The organism is Dyella sp. 2RAB6, assembly GCF_052115385.1.
Lineage (GTDB): Bacteria > Pseudomonadota > Gammaproteobacteria > Xanthomonadales > Rhodanobacteraceae > Dyella_D.
In genome coordinates this window covers 187,347-210,852 of the sequence record NZ_JBFRGP010000003.1, presented here as the reverse complement: position 1 = coordinate 210,852, position 23,506 = coordinate 187,347, and the positions used below count along the sequence as shown (strand labels likewise).

Annotated in this window: 21 protein-coding genes; 8 read left to right on the top strand and 13 right to left on the bottom strand. The window is 67.0% G+C overall.

From position 1 onward, the window contains the following. Positions 1-65 precede the first annotated feature (65 nt). Both AB4083_RS06810 and coq7 read left to right on the top strand, forming a co-directional pair. On the top strand, positions 66-1,268 hold the full coding sequence (locus tag AB4083_RS06810) for a (Fe-S)-binding protein (RefSeq protein WP_441607016.1): 1,203 nt from the start codon (positions 66-68) through the stop codon (positions 1,266-1,268). An 11-nt stretch (positions 1,269-1,279) separates the two neighbouring features. Next, the gene (gene coq7, locus AB4083_RS06805; protein ID WP_441607015.1) at positions 1,280-1,921 is read left to right on the top strand and encodes a 2-polyprenyl-3-methyl-6-methoxy-1,4-benzoquinone monooxygenase; all 642 of its coding nucleotides are present in this window, start codon (positions 1,280-1,282) and stop codon (positions 1,919-1,921) included. Positions 1,922-2,054: 133 nt separating this feature from the next. Here the strand turns inward: coq7 and speD are convergent, their stop codons facing one another. Further along, entirely contained in the window at positions 2,055-2,840 is a 786-nt protein-coding gene (speD, locus tag AB4083_RS06800; protein ID WP_026633844.1) for an adenosylmethionine decarboxylase, read from the bottom strand. Positions 2,841-3,214: 374 nt separating this feature from the next. Here speD and crp point away from each other — a divergent pair, with 374 nt between their 5' ends. Continuing rightward, complete coding sequence (crp, locus tag AB4083_RS06795; protein ID WP_441607014.1) at positions 3,215-3,829, top strand: cAMP-activated global transcriptional regulator CRP; 615 nt, start codon at positions 3,215-3,217, stop codon at positions 3,827-3,829. Between the two features lie 66 nt (positions 3,830-3,895). Here the strand turns inward: crp and AB4083_RS06790 are convergent, their stop codons facing one another. The 5 genes from AB4083_RS06790 to AB4083_RS06770 form a co-directional block, all read right to left on the bottom strand. Continuing rightward, entirely contained in the window at positions 3,896-4,900 is a 1,005-nt protein-coding gene (locus AB4083_RS06790) for a bifunctional helix-turn-helix transcriptional regulator/GNAT family N-acetyltransferase (protein ID WP_441607013.1), read from the bottom strand. A gap of 40 nt (positions 4,901-4,940) precedes the next feature. After that, on the bottom strand, positions 4,941-5,645 hold the full coding sequence (locus AB4083_RS06785) for an HAD family hydrolase (RefSeq protein ID WP_441607012.1): 705 nt from the start codon (positions 5,643-5,645) through the stop codon (positions 4,941-4,943). Between the two features lie 5 nt (positions 5,646-5,650). Continuing rightward, complete coding sequence (trpC, locus tag AB4083_RS06780; protein ID WP_441607011.1) at positions 5,651-6,445, bottom strand: indole-3-glycerol phosphate synthase TrpC; 795 nt, start codon at positions 6,443-6,445, stop codon at positions 5,651-5,653. Positions 6,446-6,559: 114 nt separating this feature from the next. Then, positions 6,560-7,615: an anthranilate phosphoribosyltransferase gene (trpD, locus tag AB4083_RS06775; RefSeq protein WP_441607010.1), complete on the bottom strand. Its 1,056-nt coding sequence runs from the start codon at positions 7,613-7,615 to the stop codon at positions 6,560-6,562. Continuing rightward, positions 7,612-8,208, bottom strand: coding sequence for an anthranilate synthase component II (locus tag AB4083_RS06770; RefSeq protein WP_441607009.1), 597 nt, complete (start codon positions 8,206-8,208; stop codon positions 7,612-7,614). The genes trpD and AB4083_RS06770 overlap by 4 nt, the downstream gene beginning before the upstream one ends. Before the next feature lie 266 nt (positions 8,209-8,474). On the opposite strand from AB4083_RS06770, the gene AB4083_RS06765 reads away from it, so the two are divergent. The 3 genes from AB4083_RS06765 to AB4083_RS06755 all read left to right on the top strand — a co-directional run bounded on the left by AB4083_RS06765 (position 8,475) and on the right by AB4083_RS06755 (position 10,890). Next, on the top strand, positions 8,475-8,720 hold the full coding sequence (locus AB4083_RS06765; RefSeq protein WP_441607008.1) for a hypothetical protein: 246 nt from the start codon (positions 8,475-8,477) through the stop codon (positions 8,718-8,720). 94 nt (positions 8,721-8,814) lie between these two features. Next, positions 8,815-9,957, top strand: coding sequence for an acyltransferase family protein (locus AB4083_RS06760; protein WP_441607007.1), 1,143 nt, complete (start codon positions 8,815-8,817; stop codon positions 9,955-9,957). Positions 9,958-10,176: 219 nt separating this feature from the next. Next, entirely contained in the window at positions 10,177-10,890 is a 714-nt protein-coding gene (locus AB4083_RS06755) for a hypothetical protein (RefSeq protein ID WP_441607006.1), read from the top strand. A gap of 25 nt (positions 10,891-10,915) precedes the next feature. Here AB4083_RS06755 and AB4083_RS06750 read toward each other — a convergent pair whose 3' ends face one another. From AB4083_RS06750 to AB4083_RS06720, 7 genes are read right to left on the bottom strand one after another with little or no spacing between them, the layout of a single operon-like run. Further along, positions 10,916-12,043: an NAD(P)/FAD-dependent oxidoreductase gene (locus tag AB4083_RS06750; RefSeq protein ID WP_441607005.1), complete on the bottom strand. Its 1,128-nt coding sequence runs from the start codon at positions 12,041-12,043 to the stop codon at positions 10,916-10,918. Then, the gene (locus AB4083_RS06745) at positions 12,040-13,293 is read right to left on the bottom strand and encodes a dicarboxylate/amino acid:cation symporter (RefSeq protein WP_441607004.1); all 1,254 of its coding nucleotides are present in this window, start codon (positions 13,291-13,293) and stop codon (positions 12,040-12,042) included. Before AB4083_RS06745 ends, AB4083_RS06750 begins: the two co-directional genes overlap by 4 nt. Then, positions 13,290-14,081 (bottom strand): L,D-transpeptidase family protein, encoded by a 792-nt coding sequence (locus AB4083_RS06740; RefSeq protein WP_441607003.1) that lies wholly within the window; start codon positions 14,079-14,081, stop codon positions 13,290-13,292. The genes AB4083_RS06745 and AB4083_RS06740 overlap by 4 nt, the downstream gene beginning before the upstream one ends. 23 nt (positions 14,082-14,104) lie before the next feature. Next, entirely contained in the window at positions 14,105-14,953 is an 849-nt protein-coding gene (locus tag AB4083_RS06735; protein WP_441607193.1) for a MurR/RpiR family transcriptional regulator, read from the bottom strand. 37 nt (positions 14,954-14,990) lie between these two features. Next, positions 14,991-16,088 carry a dipeptide epimerase gene (locus tag AB4083_RS06730; protein WP_441607002.1) on the bottom strand — a complete coding sequence of 366 codons (1,098 nt, stop codon included), beginning with the start codon at positions 16,086-16,088 and terminating at the stop codon, positions 14,991-14,993. Between the two features lie 37 nt (positions 16,089-16,125). After that, positions 16,126-17,511, bottom strand: a complete 1,386-nt coding sequence (locus AB4083_RS06725) for a C40 family peptidase (RefSeq protein WP_441607001.1) — start codon at positions 17,509-17,511, stop codon at positions 16,126-16,128. 46 nt (positions 17,512-17,557) lie between these two features. Further along, complete coding sequence (locus AB4083_RS06720) at positions 17,558-18,706, bottom strand: DUF819 family protein (RefSeq protein ID WP_441607000.1); 1,149 nt, start codon at positions 18,704-18,706, stop codon at positions 17,558-17,560. Between the two features lie 163 nt (positions 18,707-18,869). Here AB4083_RS06720 and AB4083_RS06715 point away from each other — a divergent pair, with 163 nt between their 5' ends. Then, on the top strand, positions 18,870-20,387 hold the full coding sequence (locus AB4083_RS06715) for a transglutaminase-like domain-containing protein (RefSeq protein WP_441606999.1): 1,518 nt from the start codon (positions 18,870-18,872) through the stop codon (positions 20,385-20,387). Positions 20,388-20,440: 53 nt separating this feature from the next. After that, positions 20,441-23,437 carry a TonB-dependent receptor gene (locus AB4083_RS06710; RefSeq protein ID WP_441606998.1) on the top strand — a complete coding sequence of 999 codons (2,997 nt, stop codon included), beginning with the start codon at positions 20,441-20,443 and terminating at the stop codon, positions 23,435-23,437. The last annotated feature ends 69 nt before the right edge of the window (positions 23,438-23,506 follow it).

Below are 23,506 nucleotides of genomic sequence, written 5' to 3'. Positions count from 1 at the left end.
GATAGCGGAGCTTGCATCGATCGCGCAAGCCCACCGTCGGCGGGCTGCGAGCTGGCAATAATAGCATGATGAACCGGTCCGAAGAAAAGCCCCCTACACGTATCGCCGCACTGGCCGACCAGTGCGTGCAGTGCGGCCTGTGCCTGCCCGTCTGCCCCACCTATGCGCTGGATCGCAACGAGGCCGAATCGCCGCGCGGGCGCATCGCCATCGCCGCGGCGCTGGCGCGGGGACAGGTCGCGCCGACCGCGGAGCTGCGCGAACACCTGGACCACTGCCTGGGCTGCATGGGCTGCGAGCAGGTGTGCCCGGCCCATGTGCGCTATGGCGAGCTGCTGGTGGAAACGCGCGCCTTGCTCGGGCCTGCGCCGAGGCGTCCGGAGCGGGAAATCGGACTGGTCCGCGATCCGGCGCGCTGGCGACGGCTGCGACGGGTGCTGGGCCGAGTGGGCTTCACGCGCTGGAAATCGCTGCTGGCGACATGCCTGCCCGCGCAGTCGGCATGGCGCAGCGCCCTCGCCTTGTGGCCAGCGAACCCGCTGCCGGCGCCCTATGTCGCGCAACCCGCATCGGCTGAAACGCCGGACACCGACACCGTCGCCCTGTTCCCCGGTTGCATCGCCAGCGTCGAAGATGCCGATGCGCAACGCGCCGCGCTCGCACTGCTGCGCGCCGCCGGCTATCGCGTCGTCGAACTTCCCGCGTTCTGCTGCGGGGCGATGGATCTGCACGGCGGCGACACGGCGAAGGCCGAACAGGCAGCGACGCAGGTCGGCGCCGCCTGGCAAAGCGCCAAGGCAGCTCATCTGGTGACGATCACCCCCGGCTGCATCGGCACGCTGCGCCACGCCCTGCCCGGCGTGCGCGTGGCCGATCCGATCGCGCTGCTTGCCGCGCGCGCAGAGCGCCTGTCGTTCCGCCCGCTGGCCACACGCGTCGCCGTGCATCTGCCCTGCACGCAAAGCAACGTCGCCCGCAGCGACGACGCACTGCTGCGCCTGCTGCGGCGCGTACCCGAACTGGACGTCGCCGCGCTGCCCAAGCCACCGCACTGCTGCGGCGCCGCCGGCACCCACATGCTCGAATTCCCCGAGCGTGCCGCGCGGTTGCGCGACGACACCCTGCGACAGGTCGCCGCCTTGGCGCCGCAACGGCTGTTGTCGTCCAATATCGGCTGTCGCCTGCATCTGGCCGCAGGCATGCAGCATGATCACCACTGGCCGCACCAGCACCCGCTGGTATTGCTGGCGCAGCAACTGGAACCCTGATGGAGGCCGCCATGAATGTCCGCACCCTGTCGCCGCTCGACCGCCTGCTGGTCGGCCTGGAGCGCGCCCTCGAAACGGTCGCCGGCAACCCCGAAGCCGCACGCCCCTCGCCCTCCGCCGGCATCGACGAGGCCGAGCTGGACGATACCGAACGCCGCCACGCCGCCGGCCTGATGCGCATCAACCACACCGGCGAGGTCTGCGCGCAGGCGCTCTACGACGGCCAGGCCGCACTGGCCCGCAGCGAGGCCAACCGCGAGCACCTGCTGCACGCGGCCGCCGAGGAAACCGACCACCTCGCCTGGTGCGCCGAGCGCCTGAAGGAACTGGACAGCCGCCCCAGCCTGCTCAATCCGCTGTGGTACGCCGGCAGCTATGCGATCGGCGCGGTGGCTGCGCTGGCGGGCGATCCGGTGAGCCTGGGCTTCGTGGTGGAGACCGAGCGCCAGGTCGAGGCCCATCTGGAAGAACACCTGCAGACGCTGCCAGAGCAGGACCAGCGCTCGCGCGCCGTGCTCGCGCGGATGCAGGAGGACGAAGTGCGCCACGCCGAGAACGCGAAGGAGCGCGGCGGCATCGAACTGCCGTTCCCGATCCCGGGCCTGATGCAGCTCAGCTCGATGGTGATGAAGAAGGTGGCGTACCGGATCTGACCGCAGCCACCTCGGCGCCCTCAAGAAAAAAACCCGCCTTCCGGCGGGTGTCATCCCCTCAAGAAAAACCCGCCTTCCGGCGGGTGTCATCCCCTCAAGAAAAACCCGCCTTCCGGCGGGTTTTTCGTGTGCGTCACATCAGGTTGCGCCCGTGGAACAGCTCTTCGATCTCCCGCCGCAGCAGCGACTCGATGCGCTGGCGTTCCTTGAAGGAGAGGTCGTCCGCATGGGCCTCGAACAGATAGGTATCCAGATCGAAGTCCTTGATGTGCATCTTCGTGTGGAACATGTTTTCCTGATACACGTTGACGTCGAACATCTCGTACTTCTGGCGGATGTGCTTGGCCAGGTAGTCCTGCACCGAGTTGATCTTGTGGTCGATGAAGTGCTTCTTGCCCTTCACGTCGCGGGTGAAGCCGCGCACGCGGTAGTCGGCGATCACGATGTCCGACTCGAAGCTGTCGATCAGGTAGTTCAACGCCTTCAGCGGGGAGATCACGCCGCAGGTGGCCACGTCGATATCCGCACGGAAGGTCGCGATGCCGTTGTGCGGATGCGTTTCCGGATAGGTATGGACGGTGATGTGGCTCTTGTCCATGTGCGCCACCACGGCACCGGAAATCGTGTCGCGGCCGAGCTTCTCCACCACCGGCTCCTCGGAGATGAGGATGGTCACCGACGCGCCCTGCGGGTCGTAGTCCTGGCGGGCGATGTTGAGGATGTTGGCGCCGATGATCTCCGCCACGTCCGTGAGGATCTGGGTCAGGCGGTCGGCGTCGTACTGCTCGTCGATGTACTCGATGTAGCGCTGGCGCTGTTCTTCCGACACTGCATAGCAGATATCGTAGATATTGAAGCTCAGGGCTTTGGTAAGGTTGTTGAAGCCCTGCAGACGCAGGCGCGGGAGGGGTTTCACCACGGCGACTCTCCATGGCCGGGGGGCGGCCAGCAGCAGAGGCGGGTTAGCGACAAGGGTCCCCGCAAGAAAAGAAAAACGGCGCGAAGACGTAAGCCTCCGCGACCCTTATGACCGGCCGGCGACAACGCCGTGACCGAAGGACCGTGAAGTATGCGACAAAATAAGGCGGAACTGAACCTTGGCAGGCTGCGCTGGTTTGCCATAATGCCGCGGGGTCATCAGAAGAACGAACCGTAGTCCAGCTGCCGCCCTCCGGGGCCCGGTGGCTGCCGCCCTCCAAGCTGGGACAGATCGTGGCGCAACTCAAATATCAACTCCAACAAGCTTTTGAACGCTCCCAGGCTCCCGCCAACTTCGCGCCCGACCCGGCGTCCATGGAGCGCTTCCTGGCCCTCTGCCACCGTCGCCGCTACCCCGGCAAGACGGCGATCATCCGCCCGGGCGACCCGGCCAACACCTTGTATTACATCGTCGACGGCTCGCTGGCGGTCTGCACCGAGGACGAGCAGGGCCGCGAACTGATCCTGGCCTACCTCAGCCGCGGCCAGTTCATCGGCGAGATGGGGCTGTTCGTGGAACAGGCCCAGCGCGAGTCCATGGTGCGCACCCGCACCCCATGCGAAATGGCCGAAATCAGCTACGAGCGCTTGTTCCACCTGATGGAAGGCCCGCTGCGCGAGGAGTGCCCGAAGATCCTGTTCGCGATCGGCTCCCAGCTCACCCATCGCCTGCTGCGCACCTCCCGCCAGGTCAGCCGCATGGCTTTCATGGACGTGACCAACCGCATCTCCCGCACCCTGCTGGACCTGTGCCAGGAGCCGGACGCCATGAGCCACCCGGACGGCACCCAGATCCGCATCTCCCGCCAGGAAGTCAGCCGTATCGTGGGCTGCTCACGCGAGATGGTGGGCCGCGTGCTCAAGCAGTTGGAAGAGCAGCGCATGATCGACGTGGCCGGCAAGACCATCGTGGTGCGCGGCACGCGCTGAGCACCCCGCCACCGTTCGATCCCGACGAACCCGGCCCAGGCCGGGTTCGTTCGTTTCGGCAACCGCTCAGCCGGCCAGGCGCGCCGCCGGAGCCCGGTAGACCATGTAGACGTCCGCCCGCTCGTAGTGCGAGCCGGCACGGATCGCCGGCTGCAGCTCGAAGCCCGCCTGCTCGTACATGCGCAGGGCGGTGCGCAGCTTGCTGTTGGATTCCAGGAACAGCTCGCGGCCACCGCGGCGGTGGAACTCGGCGATCGCCGCGTCCAGCAGCTTGCGCCCGGCACCCAGGCCCTGAAAGCTCTCGTCCACGCTCATCTTGGACAGCTCGTACACGCCCGGCGACTCGTGCAGCAGCGCGCAGGTGCCGATGGTCTGCCCGCCCATGCGCGCGAACAGTACGGTGCCGCCAGGGGCCAGCACGTAGCGCTCGGGGTCGCTGAGCATCTGGCGGTCGATCTCCTCCACCCGGAAATAGCGCTGCAGCCACTGCACGTTGAGCCGGTAGAAATCGCCGGCCAGAGCCGGCTCGTAGGGCACGATTTCCAGCGGCTGCGCGCTCAGCGCGGTGTGTTCGGCCAGGATCGCCGGCACGATCGGGCGCTGCTTCAGCGCCTCCTCGCAGGCGGCCAGGGCCGCCAGCAGCCGCTCGCCCTCCTCGCCCAGCGAAGCGGTGACGCCGCGGCGGATCGCCTGCCAGATCGGCCCCAGCGTGCCCAGCGCTTTGCGCGCCTCGTCAGTCAGCACCAGGATGCTGCGGCGGCCGTCCTGCGGGTCGCGCTCGCGCCGGACCATGCCGGCCCCGTCCAGCTTGTCGACCAACTGGCTGACCGCCGAATGGGTCTGGCCGATCGCCGCCGCCACCTCACCTACCGTGCCGGGGCCGTTCTCCCACAGATAGCGCAACACCGGGAACCAGCGCGATTCGATCGAGGCGCCGCAGGCGCGGTAGACCTCGTCGGCCGCGCCGTAGAACTGGTCGCTGAGCGCCTTCAGGCGGCTGCCGAGCGCCAGCTCGGCGAGGGTGGAGAGGTACATGGTGCTGGCCTGGCGGTGATATGTAAGCGCTAACATAATCACCTGGAAGCGGGTCCACAAGACCCCGCGCCGACGCTCAGAACCACTCCACCCGCGTCACCGAACGGCCCAGCGCCCGCTCCAGCCGCTTGCACACCTGGGGCGTGCCATTGACCAGCACCGCCTCGCCCGCGCCCTTGAGCATGGGGATATCGGCCAGCGAATCGCTGTAGGCCAGCTGCCACTCGCGCACGCCGTGCGCGGTCAGCCGCTCCAGCTTGCGCCGCCCGACGTTGTGGAACTTCACCCGCATGCCGAACGGCCCGGGCTTGAACTCCGAGGCGAGCAGCTCCAGCCCTTCCAGCCCCAGCTGGTCGAGGATGCCGCGCGCCAGCGTGCGCTCGCAGCCGGTCACCACGATCACCCGGTCGCCGGCCGCCTGGTGCCGGCGCAGCACCTGCAGGCCGTCGCGATAGAACTGCCTGGGCCGGCGCACCAGCACCGCGGCAAAGGCCTGCGCCTCCGCCGTATAGCGGCGCTCGCCGACGCCGAGCAGGCCGATATGCACCAGGCTGCGCACCACCGTGCGCCAGGACAGCGGCCACACCAGCAGCATCCACGGCAGGTTGGCGAAGGCCAGCAGCTTGCGCAGCGGCGCCCGCGCGTAGCGTTCGGTGATGAACACCCGGAAGCTGTCGCCGTGGAACAGCACGCCGTCGAAATCGAACAGCACGGTGCGCGGCAGCGCGGTCGCGTCGCCCGCCGTCTCCGGCGAGGTGGAGGTTTCCCCGGTGAACGTCATAAGCCTTACTGCGCTGCGAACAGCCGCTGGAGTTCCGCGCCCGGGTCCTGCGCTCGCATGAACGCCTCGCCGACCAGGAACGCATTGATGCCGGCGTCGCGCAGGCGCTCGACGTCTTCCGGCGTGTGGATGCCCGATTCGGCGACCAGGATCCGGTTGTAGTCCATCAGCTCGCGCAACTCGATCGAGGTGTCCAGCGTGGTCTCGAAGGTGCGCAGGTTGCGGTTGTTCACTCCGATCAGCCGCACCGGCAGCGCCTGGGCGCGTTCCAGTTCCTCGGCGTCGTGGACTTCGCACAGCACGTCCATGTCCAGCTCGGCGGCCTGCAGCGACAGATCCTCCAGCTCGGCATCCTCCAACGCGGCGACGATCAGCAGGATGCAGTCCGCACCGATCGCACGCGCCTCATACACCTGGTACGGATGGATCACGAAGTCCTTGCGCAGCACCGGCAGCGAGCAGGCCTCGCGCGCCTGGCGCAGGAATTCCTCGCTGCCCTGGAAGAAGTCCTTGTCGGTCAGCACCGACAGGCAGGCCGCGCCGGCGCGCTCGTAGCTGCGCGCGATCGACGCGGGGTCGAAGTCGGCGCGGATCACGCCCTTGCTGGGGCTGGCCTTTTTCACCTCGGCGATCACCGCGGCCAGGTCGGCCTCGATCTTCGCCTCGACGGCATCGGCGAACGGACGCGTTTCGGCCGCATCGGCCAGGCGCGCCTTCAGTTCCGCCAGCGGCAAGCGCGCGCTGCGTTCGGCGATCTCCTCCGTCTTGCGCGTCAAGATGCGTTGCAGGATGTCGGTCATGGGTCGGCCTGGATGCGTCAGCGTGGGTCGGGGAAACGCGCCGGTGCGCGGCGGCCCAAGGGTACACAAGCCAAGCCTACGTCGCGCGCGGACGGATCGCCTAGGGCGTTCGGCCTACGCTGCCGCGAGCCGGCGGGTGGTCGTCACGAACGCGTCCATTTTTGCACGAGCCGCGCCGCTGGCAATGGTCGCACGCGCCAATTCGACACCGGCGCCGATCGACGGCGCTACGTCGGCCGCGTACAGCGCCGCGCCGGCGTTAAGGCAGACGATATCGTGCGGCACGCCGCGGCGCCCTTCCAGCGCCTCCAGCAGCATGGCGCGCGACTCGGCCGCGTTGTCCACCCGCAGGTTGCGGCTGGAGGCCATGGCCAGACCGAAGTCCTCCGGCTCCACTTCGTACTCGCGCACTTCGCCGTAGCGCAGCTCGCCGACCAGGGTGGCCGCGCCCAGCGAGATCTCGTCCATGCCGTCGCGGCCCCACACCACCAGGGCGTGCTTCGCGCCCAGCTGCTGCAGCACGCGGACCTGGATGCCGACCAGGTCCGGATGGAACACGCCCATCAGGATGTTCGGCGCGCCGGCCGGGTTGGTCAGCGGCCCCAGGATATTGAACAAGGTGCGCACACCCATTTCCTTGCGCACCGGCGCAACAACTTTCATGGCCGGATGATGGTTGGGCGCGAACATGAAGCCGATATCGGTCTCGCTCATGCACTGCGCCACCTGCGCCGGCGACAGGTCGATCGCCGCACCCAGCGCCTCCAGCACGTCCGCGCTGCCCGACTTGGACGACACGCTGCGCCCGCCATGCTTGGCCACGCGCGCGCCCGCCGCCGCGGCGACGAACATCGACGCGGTGGAGATATTGAAACTGGAGGCACCATCGCCGCCGGTGCCGACGATATCGACGAAATGCGGATGCGGCTCGGCCTCGACTTTCGCCGCCAGCTCGCGCATCACGCGCGCCGCGCCGGTGATCTCGCCGATGGTTTCCTTCTTCACGCGCAGGCCGGTGATGATCGCCGCGGTCATCAGCGGGCTGACTTCGCCGCGCATGATCTGGCGCATCAGCTCGATCATCTCGTCGTGGAAGATCTCGCGGTGCTCGATGGTTCGCTGCAGCGCTTCCTGCGGGGTGATGGTGATGCTGCGCCCGCCACCGTTCATGCGGCGAGCTTCAGCGGCAGGCCGAGGAAGTTGCGCAGCAGGTCGTGGCCATGCTGGGTGAGGATCGATTCGGGATGGAACTGCACGCCTTCGATCGGCAGGGTCTTGTGGCGCAGGCCCATGATCTCGTCGAGCGAGCCGTCCGCATGCTCGGTCCACGCCGTTACTTCCAGGCACTCCGGCAGCGAGCCCTGCTCGACCACCAGCGAGTGGTAGCGCGTGGCCTCGAACGGGTCCGGCAGGCCGGCGAACACGCCGCGGCCGCGGTGGCGCACCGGCGAAGTCTTGCCATGCATGATCTGCTTGGCGCGGATCACCTTGCCGCCGAAGGCCTGCCCGATCGCCTGATGCCCCAGGCACACGCCGAACACCGGGATCTCCCCGGCCAGCTGCCGCAGCACGTCCAGCGACACGCCCGCATCGTCCGGCGTGCCCGGCCCGGGCGAGATCATGATGTGCGCAGGCCGCAGCGCACGGATGCCGGCCACGTCCAGCGCATCGTTGCGCACCACCTTCACCTCCTGTCCCAGCTCGCCCAGGTACTGGACGAGGTTGAAGGTGAAACTGTCGTAGTTGTCGATCATCAGCAACATCAGCGCTGCAACCCTATGAATTTAGCCATGTTACGGGCCACGGCCCGGACTTCGCACCCGCGCGGGCGGGCTCTGGGGGAGCGCACAGGATAGCGCGCCCGGCTCCGCTTGGACGTCCATCTGGCCAGCGGCAGCAGGCCTGCCCCGAGCTGGCGCGGCGACCATCCGGACGCGACGTACTCCTCCCGTCCTAAATGCAGTGTCGCGGACGCCATTTCGGCCTGCGCCTAGGCCGCGCCGCGCCGCCGCGGCGCCAAGATGTAGCCGTGATCAGCCGCGCCCTCGCGGCAGTCGGGGCATCGACGATGAAAGCGCAACGTTCAATCGCCGGAAAGCACGGGCTCAGCCCGAAACAGGTAAGGCTGGTCATCGGTGCGGTCGCGCTGGTTGCCGTGATGATCGTGACCTGTGCCACCAACCACCTGGCGGGCGCCGTGCTCATCGGCATAGCCGCCGGCATCGCGCTCGCCATCGCCCTGCGCCTCGCGCTGAACTTCGATCCGGAGGAATAGGTCGGCCGCCGCTTCGGAATACGCTGAAATCGATTGTGGATTCAGACAGCCTTAAGTCTAAAATCCGCCGATGATTCGACCCTCCGGGCGCACCATGGCGGAACGACACAAGCTGGACTGGATCCAGGCCCTGCGCGGCATCGCCGCCCTGCTGGTGGTGCTGACGCATGCACGCCGCTATCTGCTGGATACCGAATGGCGCCCGTTCGTCGAGCACTACATCATGCCCGCGGCGCAGGGAGTGGACCTGTTCTTCCTGGTCAGCGGCTTCATCATGGTCTACACCACGCGCAGCGCGGACGGCTCGCTGCGCTACGCCAGCAGCTTCCTGATCAAGCGCTTCGCCCGCGTGTGGCCGGTGTATGCGGTGGCGGTGCTGCTGTGGATCGCCTTCCTCGCCGCGACCGCGCAGCCGATCGCGCCGCTGGCGGACATCCTGCGCAGCCTGTGCTTCCTGCCGGTGTCGACCCACCAGCCGCCTTACCTGGGCCTGCCGTATGCGATCGGCTGGACGCTCAACTACGAGTTCTATTTCTACGTGATCTTCGGCCTGTCGATCCTGTTCGGCTCGGCGCGCTGGATCGCCTTCAGCACGTGGCTCGGCCTGACCCTGGTGCTGGCGCCGTGGCTGGCAGCCGGCTACGTGTCGCTGCTGGCCAGCAACGACTACCACCTCGGCAGCGCCCTGGCCGGCCAGCTCACCAATCCGATGGTGTGGGAGTTCGCGGCCGGCGTGCTGATCGGCCTGCTGTACCAGTCGAAGCTGAGCATCCCGCGTTCGATGCTGTCCGACGCGCTGATCGTGGCCTGCATCGCGCTGATCGTCGCCACCTCGTGGCGTACCGCGCCGAACTGGATCCACGGCCCGATCCGCTGGGGCGCGCCGCTGATGCTGATGTTCGCGGTGATGGCGCTGACCTATAAAAACGCCGAGCCGCGCGTGCCGCGCTTCCTGGTCTGGCTCGGCGGCCTGTCCTACTCGCTATACCTGCTGCACTACATCGTGTTCAGCGTGATCACCCAGCTCTTCATCCTGGCAGGACAGGAGAAACTGACCACGACCTGGCCGTACGCGATCCTGATCGTGCCGGTGCCGCTGCTGGTGGCCGCGGTTTCCAGGCGCTATATCGAAGACGGGCTGGCAGTAAACGTGCGCGACCGGCTGCTGGCACTGCACGCGCGCGTGTTCGCCCTGCCCGCTAGGGCAAATCGCCAGGTGACCACCAAGGAAGCGTAGCCCCATGCGCGGTCTCGACTTCAGCTCCTGGCAAGGCCTGCTCTCCACCTTGATTCGGCGGCAGCTTGTCTGCCGATGACGAACCCGGGCACCACCGTTGAGATTGTCCCGCAATCAAACTTGGGTGCTGTCTGAAAATGCAACACTGATGCTTAGCGATCCCAGCAGGATCGAGGAATCTCACCCGGCCTCCCAATTCGAATCGAGACCGGGAACGAAATGAGCAAGCCGTTTGCGAGCCTGATCGCCGCACTGATCACCATCTGCGTATCCGCCTGTGCGATAGCGGCGTCCGATCCGGGCGACAACCCGGCCTTTCATCGCATCAAGCATATCGATTCCTTCATACCGCCTGCCGGGCTGCTGAAAGATCATCTGGACACCCTCGTCGGCAAAGCCAAAGCCGGCGATGACCATGCCGCCACCTTGCTGTACGCGAGTCTTGCCGCCTGCTCGAGCGCAAAGCTCGCCGATGACAACAGCACCTATTCCGCCACCTGCAAGGACATCAGCCAGCAGCAACTCGATGGCAGGGCCGCATGGCTAAGACTGGCTGCCGGTCACGGATATGCTCCAGCCAGATACATCTATGCGTCCTCCGGCGCCGAGGAAGCGCTAGGCAGCTCCGCGTATGTACTTGAACACCCGGAGGCGGCCGAAGCCTATCTTTCGACCGCCCGTCACTATCTCGAAGCGCTCGCCAATGAGTGCAATATCGACGCCATCGGCATGATTGCCTTCCATGCTGGCAAGACGGATGGGCTGATGTATGGAGACGATCCGGAAACTGCCTACAAGTACGAAGTCATCACGAACAAGCTGCTGTCCACGCATAGCCCGGTACAGCCGCGAATCGAAGCGCGGATAGCACCGCAACGCGTATTCGCCTTGCAGTCCGAAGCAACCGCCTTTGTCACCGAACGCTGCAAATAAACGTTCCACGGCTCACCGGGGCGGATCAGCTCCTCGGCGCCAGCATCGCCGCACTTAATCCGGCGTCCTGCAAATGCCCCGGCAACGACTGCCCCAGCGCCAAGCTCGCACACGCCTCCCCCATCGCCGCACTGGTCTGAATGCCATAGCCACCCTGCGCCGCCACCCAGAAGAACCCCGGCGCGTCGACCGCGAAGCCACCCACCAGATCGCCATCCGCCACAAAGGAACGCAACCCCGCCCAAGTGCGCACCGGCCGACGGATGCTGAGCGTGGTGGCTTCCTCGATGCGGTAGATGCCCATGGCCACGTCGAGTTCTTCCGGCTGCACATCGTGCGGCAGCACGGGGTCGGCGTTGGCGGAGGAGCCGAGCAGCAGGCCGGCGTCGGGTTTGAAGTAGAAGCTCTCGTCGGCGTCGATCACGAATGGCCAGCGTGCGGTTGCCCATCCGTCGGGCGCTTCGAACAGAAAGGCCGAGCGGCGCCGCGGCTCGATCCCAAGCGGGCGCACGCCAGCCAGGCTGGCCACCTGGTCCACCCAGGCGCCCGCAGCATTGATCACCAGCGGTGCGCGATACACGGTGTCGCCCGCATCCACATACCAATGCCCGGGGCCGCGTTCGATCGCCGCGATCTCCACGTTCGTGCGCAACTGCCCGCAGCGTGCGCGCAAGCCGCGCAGAAAGCCCTGGTGCAATTCGTTGACGTCGATATCGGCGGCGCCCGGCTCGTACAAACCGATGCGTGCCGCCTCGGGGCGCAGCACCGGCACCATCGCGAGCAGTTCGTCAGGCGACAGCAGCTTCAGATCGGACGTGTGCGCTGACATGGCATCGTGCATCGCCACCACCGCATCCACCTTGCCGGCATCGCCAATGATCACGGTGCCGCGCGGCGTGAGGATCGGATGCGCCGCGAACCCTTCCGGCGGACGATCCAGGAACGGCCGCGTCGCCCGCGTCAGCGCGCGCACCTGCGGCGAGCCATAGGTTTCGGAGAACAGCGCCGCCGAGCGGCCGGTGGCATGCACGCCGGGATGCGCCTCGCGCTCCAGCACCGCCACCCGCGCATGCGGCGCGAGGAAATACGCCACCGAGGCGCCGGCCATGCCCGCGCCGATCACCACCGCATCGAGTTCCACCAGCCGGCTCATGCGCCCTCCGCCGCGGTCGCATCCGCCGCCGACTGCCTTGCCACCACGCTGGTGGCGGTGAGGTCGGCGGTGACGTTGCCCAGCGTGGCCAGCGCATCCGGCAGCGTGTCCACCGCCAGCATCAGGCCCAGCGGCCCGACCGGCACGCCCATCGCCTGCGCCACCGGCAGGTTGGTCGCCATGAAGCTCACCTGCCCCGGCAAACCCACCGAGCCCAGGCTGATCACCACCGCCAGCAGCGCACCGAGCACCAGTTGCGCCGCGTCCAGCTCGATACCGAAGGCCCACGCGATAAAACAGGCCGAGGTGACGTACTGCACCGGGCTGGTCAGGCGGAACAGGCTCACCGCCATCGGCAGCACCAGCGCATTGACGTGCTGCGGGTAGCCCAAGCGCGCACCCGCGCTTTCCAGCATCGCCGGCATCGACGCCAGCGACGACTGCGTGCTCAGCGCCACCACCTGCGGCGGCGCCAGCGCGGCGACGAAACGCCGCATGCGCTCGCCGCCCCACAGCATCGCCACCGGCAGCATCAGCAGCGTCACCGCCAGGTACAGCAGGCATTCGACCAGCACATAGATACCCAGCGCGCCGAGCATATGCAGCCCGGCGCGCGCGCAGACCGCGAGAATCAGCGCAAACACGCCGACCGGTGCGGCCCACAGCACCCAGCGCACCACCACGATCATGGTGTCGGCGATGGCCTGGAAGAAATTCACCACCAAGGTGCGCCGCGCCGGCTCGATGCGGGTCAGCGCGAAACCGAAGAACAGCGCGAATACCACCGTCGGCAGCATCGCGCTCTGCGCGGCAGCCATGATCGCGTTGCTCGGCACGATGCCGTTGAACCAGTCGGCCCAGCCCATCGGCGCCACCGCCGATGCCGGCCCCGCCACGGTCTTGCCCAGCGCCACGGCGAGCACGGGGCTGCGCTGAAACAGCGCGAAGATCGATGGCGCAGCGAAGGCCGCCAACAGCGCACCGCCGACCAGGATCACGATAAACACCCCGATCGCGCGCCGCGCCACGCGCCCGGAAGCCGCCGCGTCGGTGGCCGTGTTCACGCCCACCACGATCAGCGCCAGCACCAGCGGCACCACGGTCATCTGCAGCGCGTTGAGCCAGAGCCGGCCCAGCGGTTGCGCGACATCGGCGACGCGCACCGCGAGCGCCGGATGGAGTGCATCCAGCGCCAGGCCCAGCGCCGCGCCGGCGGCGAGGCCGGCCAGTACCCGCGCAGTCGGGCTCATGGTGCGAGATCCGGCGTGGGCAGCGCCCAGTCGCGTTGCAACTTGGTATAGGCCTCGCGCGGCAACAGCGCGAATACCGGGTGTTCCTCCGGCTTCAGCCAGCCGAGCAGTCGGCGCATCGCCGCTTCGTCCATCGCGGTGCAGCCGGCTGTGTTGTCGGTGGGCGAGCGCCACAGATGGGCGAAGATGCAGGAGCCGGCGCCACGCTGGCCGTGCGGGTTGTGCTCGATCACGAAGCCCAGCTTGTAGCGCTGGTCGCCCTGCGCGTGCAGGTCCAGCCGCATCGCTTCGGTCGACCCGGCCACCGCTTTCGGGTCCTCGCGGTTGGCATCGACGATGCGGTTGTAGAGCGGCGAGCCGTCCACATCGACGCAGTAGTCCGACACCGTCAAGGCGCGATAGGCCAGCGCCGTATCCGCATGCTCGGCATAGCCGAACGCCTCGCCGATGCGGAACACGCCCGCCGCACTGCGCCCGTCGCCCTCATGTTTCACCGGGCCATCCGTGCGCGGCGCATGCAGGCCCACGCCCCAGGCGGCACCGGCGCGGCCCACGGTGACCGGCACCGCGTCCGCCACCGCTTGCCACGCATCGCCGTGGCGCTCATACGCACGCATCCGGCCGTGATCGACGTTCCAGCCGTCGGTCACCACCAGCACCAGCTGGCGTGCGTCCTTCCAGGCGCCGGCATCAGTGTGCGGCCGGGGTGACGAAGCGCAGCCGGCCAGGGCAAGCAGCGCCAGGCCGAGGATCGAACGCAAGGGAGAACGACGGAAAGCGTGGATCATGCGGCCCCGATGTCGATAGGCGGTCACGGTTCCAGCAGCAGCTGGAGCCGTTCCAGATTGGTGAGCAGCTGCGCGTGCCGGCGCTCGTCGCCTTCGCACAGATCGATAAACATTCCGTCGAGCAGATGCTGCAGGGCGGACTGGTAAACGATCGATTGCACGTACGGCTGCTCGTCATGTGCCGACACCAGCAGGGCCAGGTCGGCCAGTGCGCGCAACGGATTGGACGTGTGGCGCGTCACGGTCAGCAGGCGGCCGCGCTGCTCGCGGAACAGGCGGCCCATCTTGCACAGCGCCGGATGGTGTCCGTGCTCGGAGAAGATCAGCAGCACATCGCCCGCGCCACCGGAGGAAATGCTGGCCATCATCCGCGCCACGTCGAAGCTCTGCACCGTGGGAATGCCCAGCATGGACAGCTTCAACGCAAACCCGCGCGAATAGATGTCGTCCTCGCCGACGCCGATCACGAACACCTTGCCGGCTTTCGCCAAGGCCTCGATCGCGGCGCGCAGCGTTTCGGGCGGATTGATCAGCCGCGTCGCCTCTTCCGCTTCCGACTTGCGCCGCCACAGGCTGGCTGCCAGCGGCTCGCGCTCGCCACCGGCCACCACGTGCGCGGCTACCGCCGCTTCGCCGTTGTCGGCGCGGGCAATCGCCTCGCCGACCGAATACTTCAGGTCCGGATAACCCTTGAAGCCCAGCTTCTGGGTGAACTTCACCACGCTGGACTGGCTGATCCCCAGCGCGTTTGCCAACTGCTGCGAGGAGTAGTCGCGCAGCAGCTGCGCGTTCTCCAGGATGAAGTCGGCGATGCGCCGCTCTACCGCCGACATCTGGTCGCGCTCGGAGCGGATCTTCACCAGCGGTGACATGGGCGATGCGGGCAGCGACGAGGCCATGCTTGGGCTCCTAGCCATCGATCGGCTCTAAGCCGCGGATCTGGCGGATGCCAAGCCCCGGCGCGTCGCTGATCGAGATTTCCGATTCGTTGAAGTTCACGCCGCCATCCACCGGGTCGAACTGGCACAGCGAAGGCCCGTCCAGGTCCACCTTGGTGATCACGTCGGACTTGGCCACCGCCACGTGCACCGCGGCGGCTACGCTGATGCTGCTTTCGAGCATGCAGCCGATCATGCAGTCGATGCCGTGCAGGCCGGCGATATCGGCGATGCGGATCGCGTTGGAAATGCCGCCGGTCTTCATCAGCTTGATATTGATGATGTCGGCCGCGCGCAGGCGGATCAGCTCGATCACCTCCATCGGCCCGAACACGCTTTCGTCGGCCATCACCGGCGTGTGCACGCGTTCGGTGACATAGCGCATGCCTTCCAGGTCGCGCGCCTTCACCGGCTGCTCGACCAGCTCCAGCTTCACGCCGGCGTCTTCCAGCGTCTGCAGCGCGTACACCGCCTGCTTGGCGGTCCAGCCCTGGTTGGCGTCCAGGCGCAGCAGCGCGCGGTCTTCCACCGCGGCGTAGATCGCCTTGACGCGTTCGATGTCCACGCCGATGTCCTTGCCCACCTTGATCTTCAGCGATTCGAAGCCGCGCTCCACCGCGCTGATCGAGTCGGCCACCATCTTGTCGATGTAGTCCACGCTGATGGTGATGTCGGTGGTGATCACCGGGTCGCCGCCGCCCAGCAACTGATACAGCGGCGCACCGTAGAGCTGGCCCCACAGGTCGTACACCGCGATCTCCACCGCGGCCTTGGCGCTGGTGTTCTTCTCCATCGAGGCCTGGATCAGCTGGGTGATCCGGTTGAGGTCCGCCACTTCGTGGCCGATCACGCGCGGCGCGATGTAGTGGCGGATCGCGTCGACGATGGAACCGTGCGTGTCGCCGGTGATCACCGCGGTGGCCGGCGCCTCGCCGAAGCCGACGTGGCCGGTGTCGGTGTGCACCATCACCACGATGTCCTCCACGCGCTCCACCGTGCGCAAGGCCGTCTTGAAGGGCGTCTTCAGCGGCACCCGCAGCATGCCGAACTGGATATCGGTGATTTTCATGAGATCCGTCTGTCGTGGAATCGGGTCGTAAGGTGGTTCAACGGATGCGCACGATGCTGGTCATCCGGTCGATATAGCGCTGCGTGTCGTTGAACATCAGCGGGCGCAGCGGCGTCACCGAAACTTCGTTGAGCTTGACCCGCCGCAGCACGCCGCCGTCGCGATAGCTCAGGCCGTTGGTGTCGTGGATCACATAGGGCTCGCCGTCGATGCGGCCGAGCATCATCATGACGTGGCCGGGGATATAGATCAGGTCGCCGATCTGCAACTGGTCGATCGCCTTCTCGCGCGTGGCGCGGCTGTCCTTGTCGGTAAACAGCGTGTGCTCCAGCCCCGGGCTGACCGCCTGCGCGCTGGTATTGCGCGGCATCTGCACGCCCAGGCTGCGGTAGACGTCGGAGACGAAGCCGCTGCAGTCGCGCGCGTCGTAGGCATGGCCCCAGCCGTAGCGCTCGCCCAGGAACTTGAAGGCCTGGCGGATCAGGTTGGCCCGGGTCAGCGGCAGATAATCTGCGGAACTGTCGGTGTTCTTCTGCAGCAGCGCGGGGCTGAAGGCGAGCGCGCCGTCGGCCTGGCGGATCGGCAGTTCCAGCGTGTACGAGCTATAGGGATGCTGGCCATTGACCGGCTGATCCGCCGCCAACCCCTGCGCCAGCGGCACCCGCGTGCCCATATCCAGTTGCAGTTGCGAAACGCCCGGTTGCTCGCGGGTATGGACGGTGTGCTCCGTCGCACCGGTGATGACGCGATACGGCGTCTTGTCGGCATAGGCCAGCACCTGTTCGCGGCTGCCTTCCGCCACGGCGTCGCGCTCGACCCATGCGGCATAGCGCGGGCTCACCACGAACAGCCAGCGGCCGTCCTGGCTGGTGTGCGCGATCGCCACCGGCATGCCGGGAAACTCGGCGGTTTCCTGGAAGCGGTCGATATCGGTATCGCCCCGGTGGCTGAACACGCGCAGCGCGGTGGGGAAGGAGCGCAGCGCGGCACGCTTCACCACCAGGCCGTAACGGGTCTTCTGCGTCGCCGGCAGCTGGTCCAGGGCCAGCGACGGCAGCAGCGCGTCGAGCGTGGCGGCAGGCACGAGCTGGCCGGCTTCGTCGTAAAGCTCACGCGATGGACGCCTGGAAAGATCCTGGATCCACTTCAGCACCTGCGCGCGCCCCAGCGTGGCGGGCAGCGCCTGCAGGTCGTGCATGCTCGGATCGACCTGCAGCAGCTTCGCATTGCGCGCGGCAATCGTCGCGGAGTCCAGCACCACGGCATCGGGTGCCGGCGCCTGGCGCACCCAGAACGCGGGATCGAGCTGCTCCGCACCGACGCCGATCACGCCGGAGGGCGGCACCGGCATCTCGCGCGCATGCAGCGCGGCGCCCAGCGGCAGCAGCAGGACCAGGCAGGCGGCGGCAAGCGGATGGCGCATGGCGGGTTTCCTCATCATGTGTTTCCTCATCGGGAGCAGTCGCCGCTCATGACGACAGCATCGACAACACCTGGGCCACCAGCAGCCCGAAACCGGTACCGAGGATATAGCCGAGCAGGGCCAGCAGGACGCCCACTGGCACCAGCGGCCGCGCATACGTCGCCGCCAGCACCGGCGTGGCGGCGACGCCGCCGATATGCGCCAGCGAAGAAATGCCGCACAGGTACAGGTCGAAGCGGAATAGTTTGGCGAACAGCGCCAGCAGCACGGCCTGGATCGCGATGATGCAGACGCCGCACAACAGGTACAGCGGCGCGCGGCCCAGGCCCTCGAAATTGCTTTGCGAAGCGAGCACCGCCACCACCGCCACCAGCAGCGTGCCGGAGATCTTGCCCGCGCCCGGCAGCCGCGCCAGCGGCGTATGCGCGGCGACCAGGCCGAAGCCGGTGGCGAGCAGGATGGTCCAGGTCATCGGGCTGACCATGCCGGACGCCGGCAGGCGATCGCCCAGCCAGGCGGAGCCGGCGGCGACCAGCAGCGCCAGGCCCAGCCACAGCAGCACGCTGTCGGTGCTCGGCGGGCTGTCCACGCGCGTCTCGGCCACCACCAGTTCGGCGCTGGAGGTGGCACCGGTCCAGCGGTTGAAGGCCGGCGCCAGGCGCGCCACCGAGAACAGCACCACCACCCACATCGAGTAGCACAGCGCGTCGGTGAGCAGGCTCATGGCCAGGTGCGTGTCGGACATGCCGATCGCCTGCTTCACCGCGATCATGTTCGCGGTGCCGCCCATCCAGCTGCCGCTGAGCGCGGCCAGCGGATGCCAGGCATCGCCCGGCAACCAGTGGCGGAACATCAGGTAGGTGACCACGAAGGCGGTGAACAGGCTGACCGAGGTGCAGGCGAACACCGCCAGCACGCGCGGCCCCAGCGCGAAGATCGCGCGCAGGTCGCAGTTGATCATCAGCAGGAACACCAGCGCCGGCACCATCCGCTCCACCAGCATGCCCTGCGCCGCCTGGATCTCCGTGGTGTTTTTCCACAGGCCGGATACGGCCAGCGCGGTCACCAGCAGATAGGTCAGCACGATGGGCGGCAGCACGTTGAAGATGCGCCAGCCGAACTGCCTTTCCAGCGCCGGGAAGGCCCCGGCCGCCAACAGCATCAGCGCCAGGTAAGGCCAGACCGTCTGGATCATCGAACCCCCTTCGTAAGTGACTGCCGGGCGGCACGCACCGGCGATTTGGCAGGTGTGGAATAGCTAATTCCTGTCAATTCGTATTGAAGCATAAATTATTGACCAGGGATTGCAAGCATGCTACACAGCGTTTTCAACAACTTCTTGCGGGGGAGTGCGTGTGTTGAAAACGGCAGGCTCGCCATCGAGATCCAGCGCCGTGCGCGCGCTGCGCCGCAGCGTTTTCGCGCTGGCGTTGTACGGCGCAAGCCTCAGCGCTTTCGCGACCACAACCGACGCACCCGCCGGCCTGAATGACACCATCGCGCAGATCGACGCCGGCCATTTCAAGCAGGCCGACGCCGCGATCGCGCAAGCCCTCGCCCAGCCCGGCCTGTCCGCGCAGGCGCGCCAGGACTGGCTGTTCCAGCGCGAGCGCATGCGCCGCATCCTGCTCGACTTCACCCTCGACGCCGACGCGGTGAAGGCGCGCGTGCGCAAGCAGATTCCCGATCTCGGCGACGCCGAATTCGCGCACTGGGACGCCGCCGGCCTGTTCGAGCACCAGACCATCGACGGCCGCACGCTGTACTTCAAGCGTTCGCCCAGCAACCTGTTCCGGTTGAGCGCCGAAGCGCGCGAGCGCCGCCAGGACAAGACGCCACTCACCGACGGCCCGATGGAGTCGCTCAACGACTACCACCGCCAGGTGCGCGCCGCCGCCCTGGCCGAACACCGGACCAGCGTGCTGCCGCACCGCGTGCGCATGACGCAGACCGTCACGGTCGATGCGAATGCGGTACCGGCAGGCGAAACGGTGCGCGCGTGGATTCCCTATCCGCAGGAGCTGCCCGGCCAGCAGGACGACATCCGCTACGTCGCCAGCGCGCCGGCCAGGCATGAGATCGCACCGACCACCGCACCGATGCGCACGGTGTACCTGGAGCAGCCGGCCAAGACCGGCGAGAAGACCGTGTTTTCGGTGACGTATGAAGTGACCTTGTCCGCGCAATACCGCGAGATCGATCCGGACAAAGTCACCGCCGCGCAGATCACGCCGGAGCTGGCGCCCTACGTGGCCGAGCGTGCTCCGCATGTCGTGTTCACCGACGACCTGCGCAAGTTCTCCAAGGACGTGGTGGGCGACGAGAAGAACCCTTACCGCATCGTGCAGAAACTCTTCGCCGCGGTGGACCGCATTCCCTGGGCCGGCGCGCGCGAGTATTCGACCATCAGCAATATCAGCGACTACACCCTGCATGCCGGCCACGGCGACTGCGGGCAGCAGACGCTGCTGCTGATCACCCTGCTGCGCCTCAACGGCATTCCCGCGCGCTGGCAGTCCGGCATGGTGTTCGCGCAGAACGGCTACGACAACATCCACGACTGGGGCCAGGTCTATCTCGCGCCCTACGGCTGGGTGCCGATGGACGTGACCACCGGCCAGTTGCACCCGGGCACGCCGGCCGACGCAGCGCTGCAATGGTTCTACCTCGGCGGCCTGGACGCCTGGCGCATCGCCTTCAACCGCGATTTCGGCCAGCCGTTCGCGCCGCCGAAGCAGCAGTTCCGCTCCGACAACGTCGACTCGCAACGCGGCGAGGTCGAGTGGAAGGGCGGCAATCTGTACTTCAAGCAGTGGGACTACCACTTCCAGTGGCAGCTGCTGCCGGACGCGCGGGGGCGTGCCGGCGGCGCCTGAGTTCTTTTCGCTAACGCATCGACATCACGTTGGGAGACGGGGAGATGGGGGAGATGAGCAGTCGGTATCTGCGCAAGACCGCGCTTTGTCTGGGTCTGGGCCTGGCCTTCGGGCTGCCGGCCTGGCAGGCGCACGCCGCCAACAACGACGGCACCATCGTCGGCCGCACGCAGCCTGGCGCGGTCGTGACCGTGCGCGACCCGGCCACCGGCCTGTCGCGCACCACCACCGCGGACGAGAAAGGCAATTACCGCATTCCGTTCCTGCCGGTGGGCAAGTACGTGCTGGAAAGCCGCAAGGACGGCAACCTCACCACCCAGCCGGCCGACGTGACCGTGACCCTGGGCAATGCCACCACGGTGAACCTGGGCGTGAAGGAACTGGAGGGCGTCAGCGTCAGCGCCACCAGCGTGATCACCGCGGTGGACGTCAGCTCGACCGAATCGGCGGTCAATATCAGCCGCGAGGATCTGCGCCGCCTGCCGGTGGACCAGAACATCGCCTCGGTCGCCCTGCTCGCCCCGGGCGTCAACAAAGGCAACTCCAGCTTCGGCGGCATCAGTTTCGGCGGCTCGTCGATCGCGGAGAACGCGATCTACGTCAACGGCCTCAACGTCACCGACTTCTACAACCGCAACGGCTATTCGGAAGCGCCGTTCGCGTTCTACCAGGAGTTCCAGGTCAAGACCGGCGGCTACTCGGTGGAGTTCGGCCGCACCACCGGCGGCGTGATCAATGCCGTGGCGCGCTCGGGCACCAACCAGTTCAAGTGGGGCACCGAGCTGACCATGGAGCCCGGCGCCTGGCACGACAAGCCGAAGAACCGCTACGACGCCAACGGCAACCGCTACCTCGCCTCCAGCGAGGACCGCGACTCGCTGATGAAGACCAATGTCTACGCCTCCGGCCCGATCGTGAAGGACAAGCTGTTCTTCTTCGCCATGTACGAGGCGCGCGGCAGCTCGCCGCGCAATACCAGCGACGACGGCACCACCTTCACCAGCAACGGCGCCCATAACGGCTTCTGGGGCACCACCATCGACTGGCACATCAACGACAACAATCTGTTGTCGTTGATGGCCTTCTCCGACAAGAACAAGAACACCGGCGACGTCTACGACTACACGTTCGACACGCGCACGCTCGGCGCCAAGACCAACGAGATCTATACCGACTCCGGCGGCAAGAACTGGGCGCTGAGCTACACCAACTACCTCACCGACGATCTGTCGATGAAGCTGCTGTACGGCAGCAACAAGCGCAACGCGTTCACCCGTTCGCAAAGCGATATCGAATGCAACCGCGTGGCGGCGGAAACCAAGGTCACCAATGCCGTGCCCGTCCCGGGCGGCGTGCCGCTGGGCTGCACCACCAACTCCACGGTGGAGAAGCGCGACGACACCCGCAAGGAGGCGCGCGCCGATTTCGAGTGGAAGCTCGGCGACCACCTGGTGCGCTTCGGCTACGACCACGAGAAGGACACCTCGATCTACCAGCGCCACTACACCGGCCCCGGCGCGTTCTACTACAACATCTATTACGCCACCCCGGGCTCGACCATCAACAACACCGGCGGCGTGCTGCCGGCCGGCTATACCGCCTACGTGCGCGCCCGCCGCTACGAGATCGCCGGCACCTTCGAGACCACCAACTCGGCGTACTACCTCGAGGACAACTGGCAGATCACGCCCACCTTCCTGTTGAACGTGGGCCTGCGCAACGACGGCTTCGACAACAAGGCCGCCAACGGCAGCAGCTACATCAAGATGAAGAACATGCTGGCGCCACGCTTCGGCTTCTCCTGGGACATCAAGGGCGACGGCACCACCAAGCTGTTCGGCAACCTCGGCCGCTACTTTCTGCCGGTGGCCAACGTGATCAATATCAAGCAGGCCGGCGGCCTGCTCGACGAGCGTACCTACTACGCCTTCAGCGGCTGGCAGATCGTCGACCGCAACGGCAACAAGTACGCGCTGCCGGTGCTCGGGCCGCAGCTCGGCGGGGTGGATACCTCGCAGGGCGACGGCAAGGTCGGCGACCTGCGCTCGCAGGTGAACCACGACATGGACCAGGTGTTCCAGGACGAGGCCATCCTCGGCTTCCAGCAGATGCTGGACAAGAGCTGGTCGTGGGGCGTGAGCGCCACCTATCGCCGCCTGCACAACGCGATCGACGACATGGAGATCAGCGCCACCGGCAAATGCGGCGCCAACGGCTATATCGGCTGGGTGATGGGCAACCCGGGCAAGAAGAACACCGTGTGGGGCGACACCAACTGCGACGGCGTCGCCGACGGCTGGGTCACCGTGGACACCGCCAAGGAAGGCTGGGCGATGTACGACGCCGACGGCAAGTATCTGGGCCAGCGCGGCTGGGTGAAGCCCAAGCGCACCTTCACCTCGGTGGAGTTCCAGCTCGACCGCGCCTGGGACAACCAGTGGGCCCTGAACGCCTCCTACGTGCTGTCGTGGAACCGCGGCAATGCGGAAGGCCCGGTCAACTCGGACACCAACTTCGACGACACCGGCCGCACCGAGAACTTCGACAACCCGTGGGTGAACTTCGGCGGCAACGGCTATCTGCCGAACGACCATCGCCACCAGCTGAAGCTGCGCGGCACCTATGCGCTGACCCCGCACTGGCAGTTCGGCGGCGACCTCACCGTGCTGTCCGGCGGCCCGATCACCGGCTTCGGCGTGGGCAATCCGTTCGACGCGACCAACTACCACAGCTACTACGTCTGCGTGGCGAACTGCTCGTCCGACCGCTCGGAAGACCGCGTCTACCAGCGCTCCCCGCGCGGCAAGTACGGCACCATGCCGTGGACCTACAACCTCGGCGCCAGCGTGACCTACCTGCGCCCGCTGGGCGACAGCGGCCAGCTGCGCGTGAAGTTCGCCGTCTACAACCTGCTCAACCAGCAGCGCACGGTGGCGGTGGACCAGGACCTGCAGACCTCGATCAGCGATGGCACCAATTCGACCTTCCGCCAGGCGCTGCGCTTCCAGGATCCGCGTTTCGCCCAGCTGACCGTGTCGCTGGATTTCTGAGCACCGGTACTCCCCAAGGCGGTCCGCGTGATTTCGGGCCGCTTTTTTTATTTGCACAACCTCCGGAAC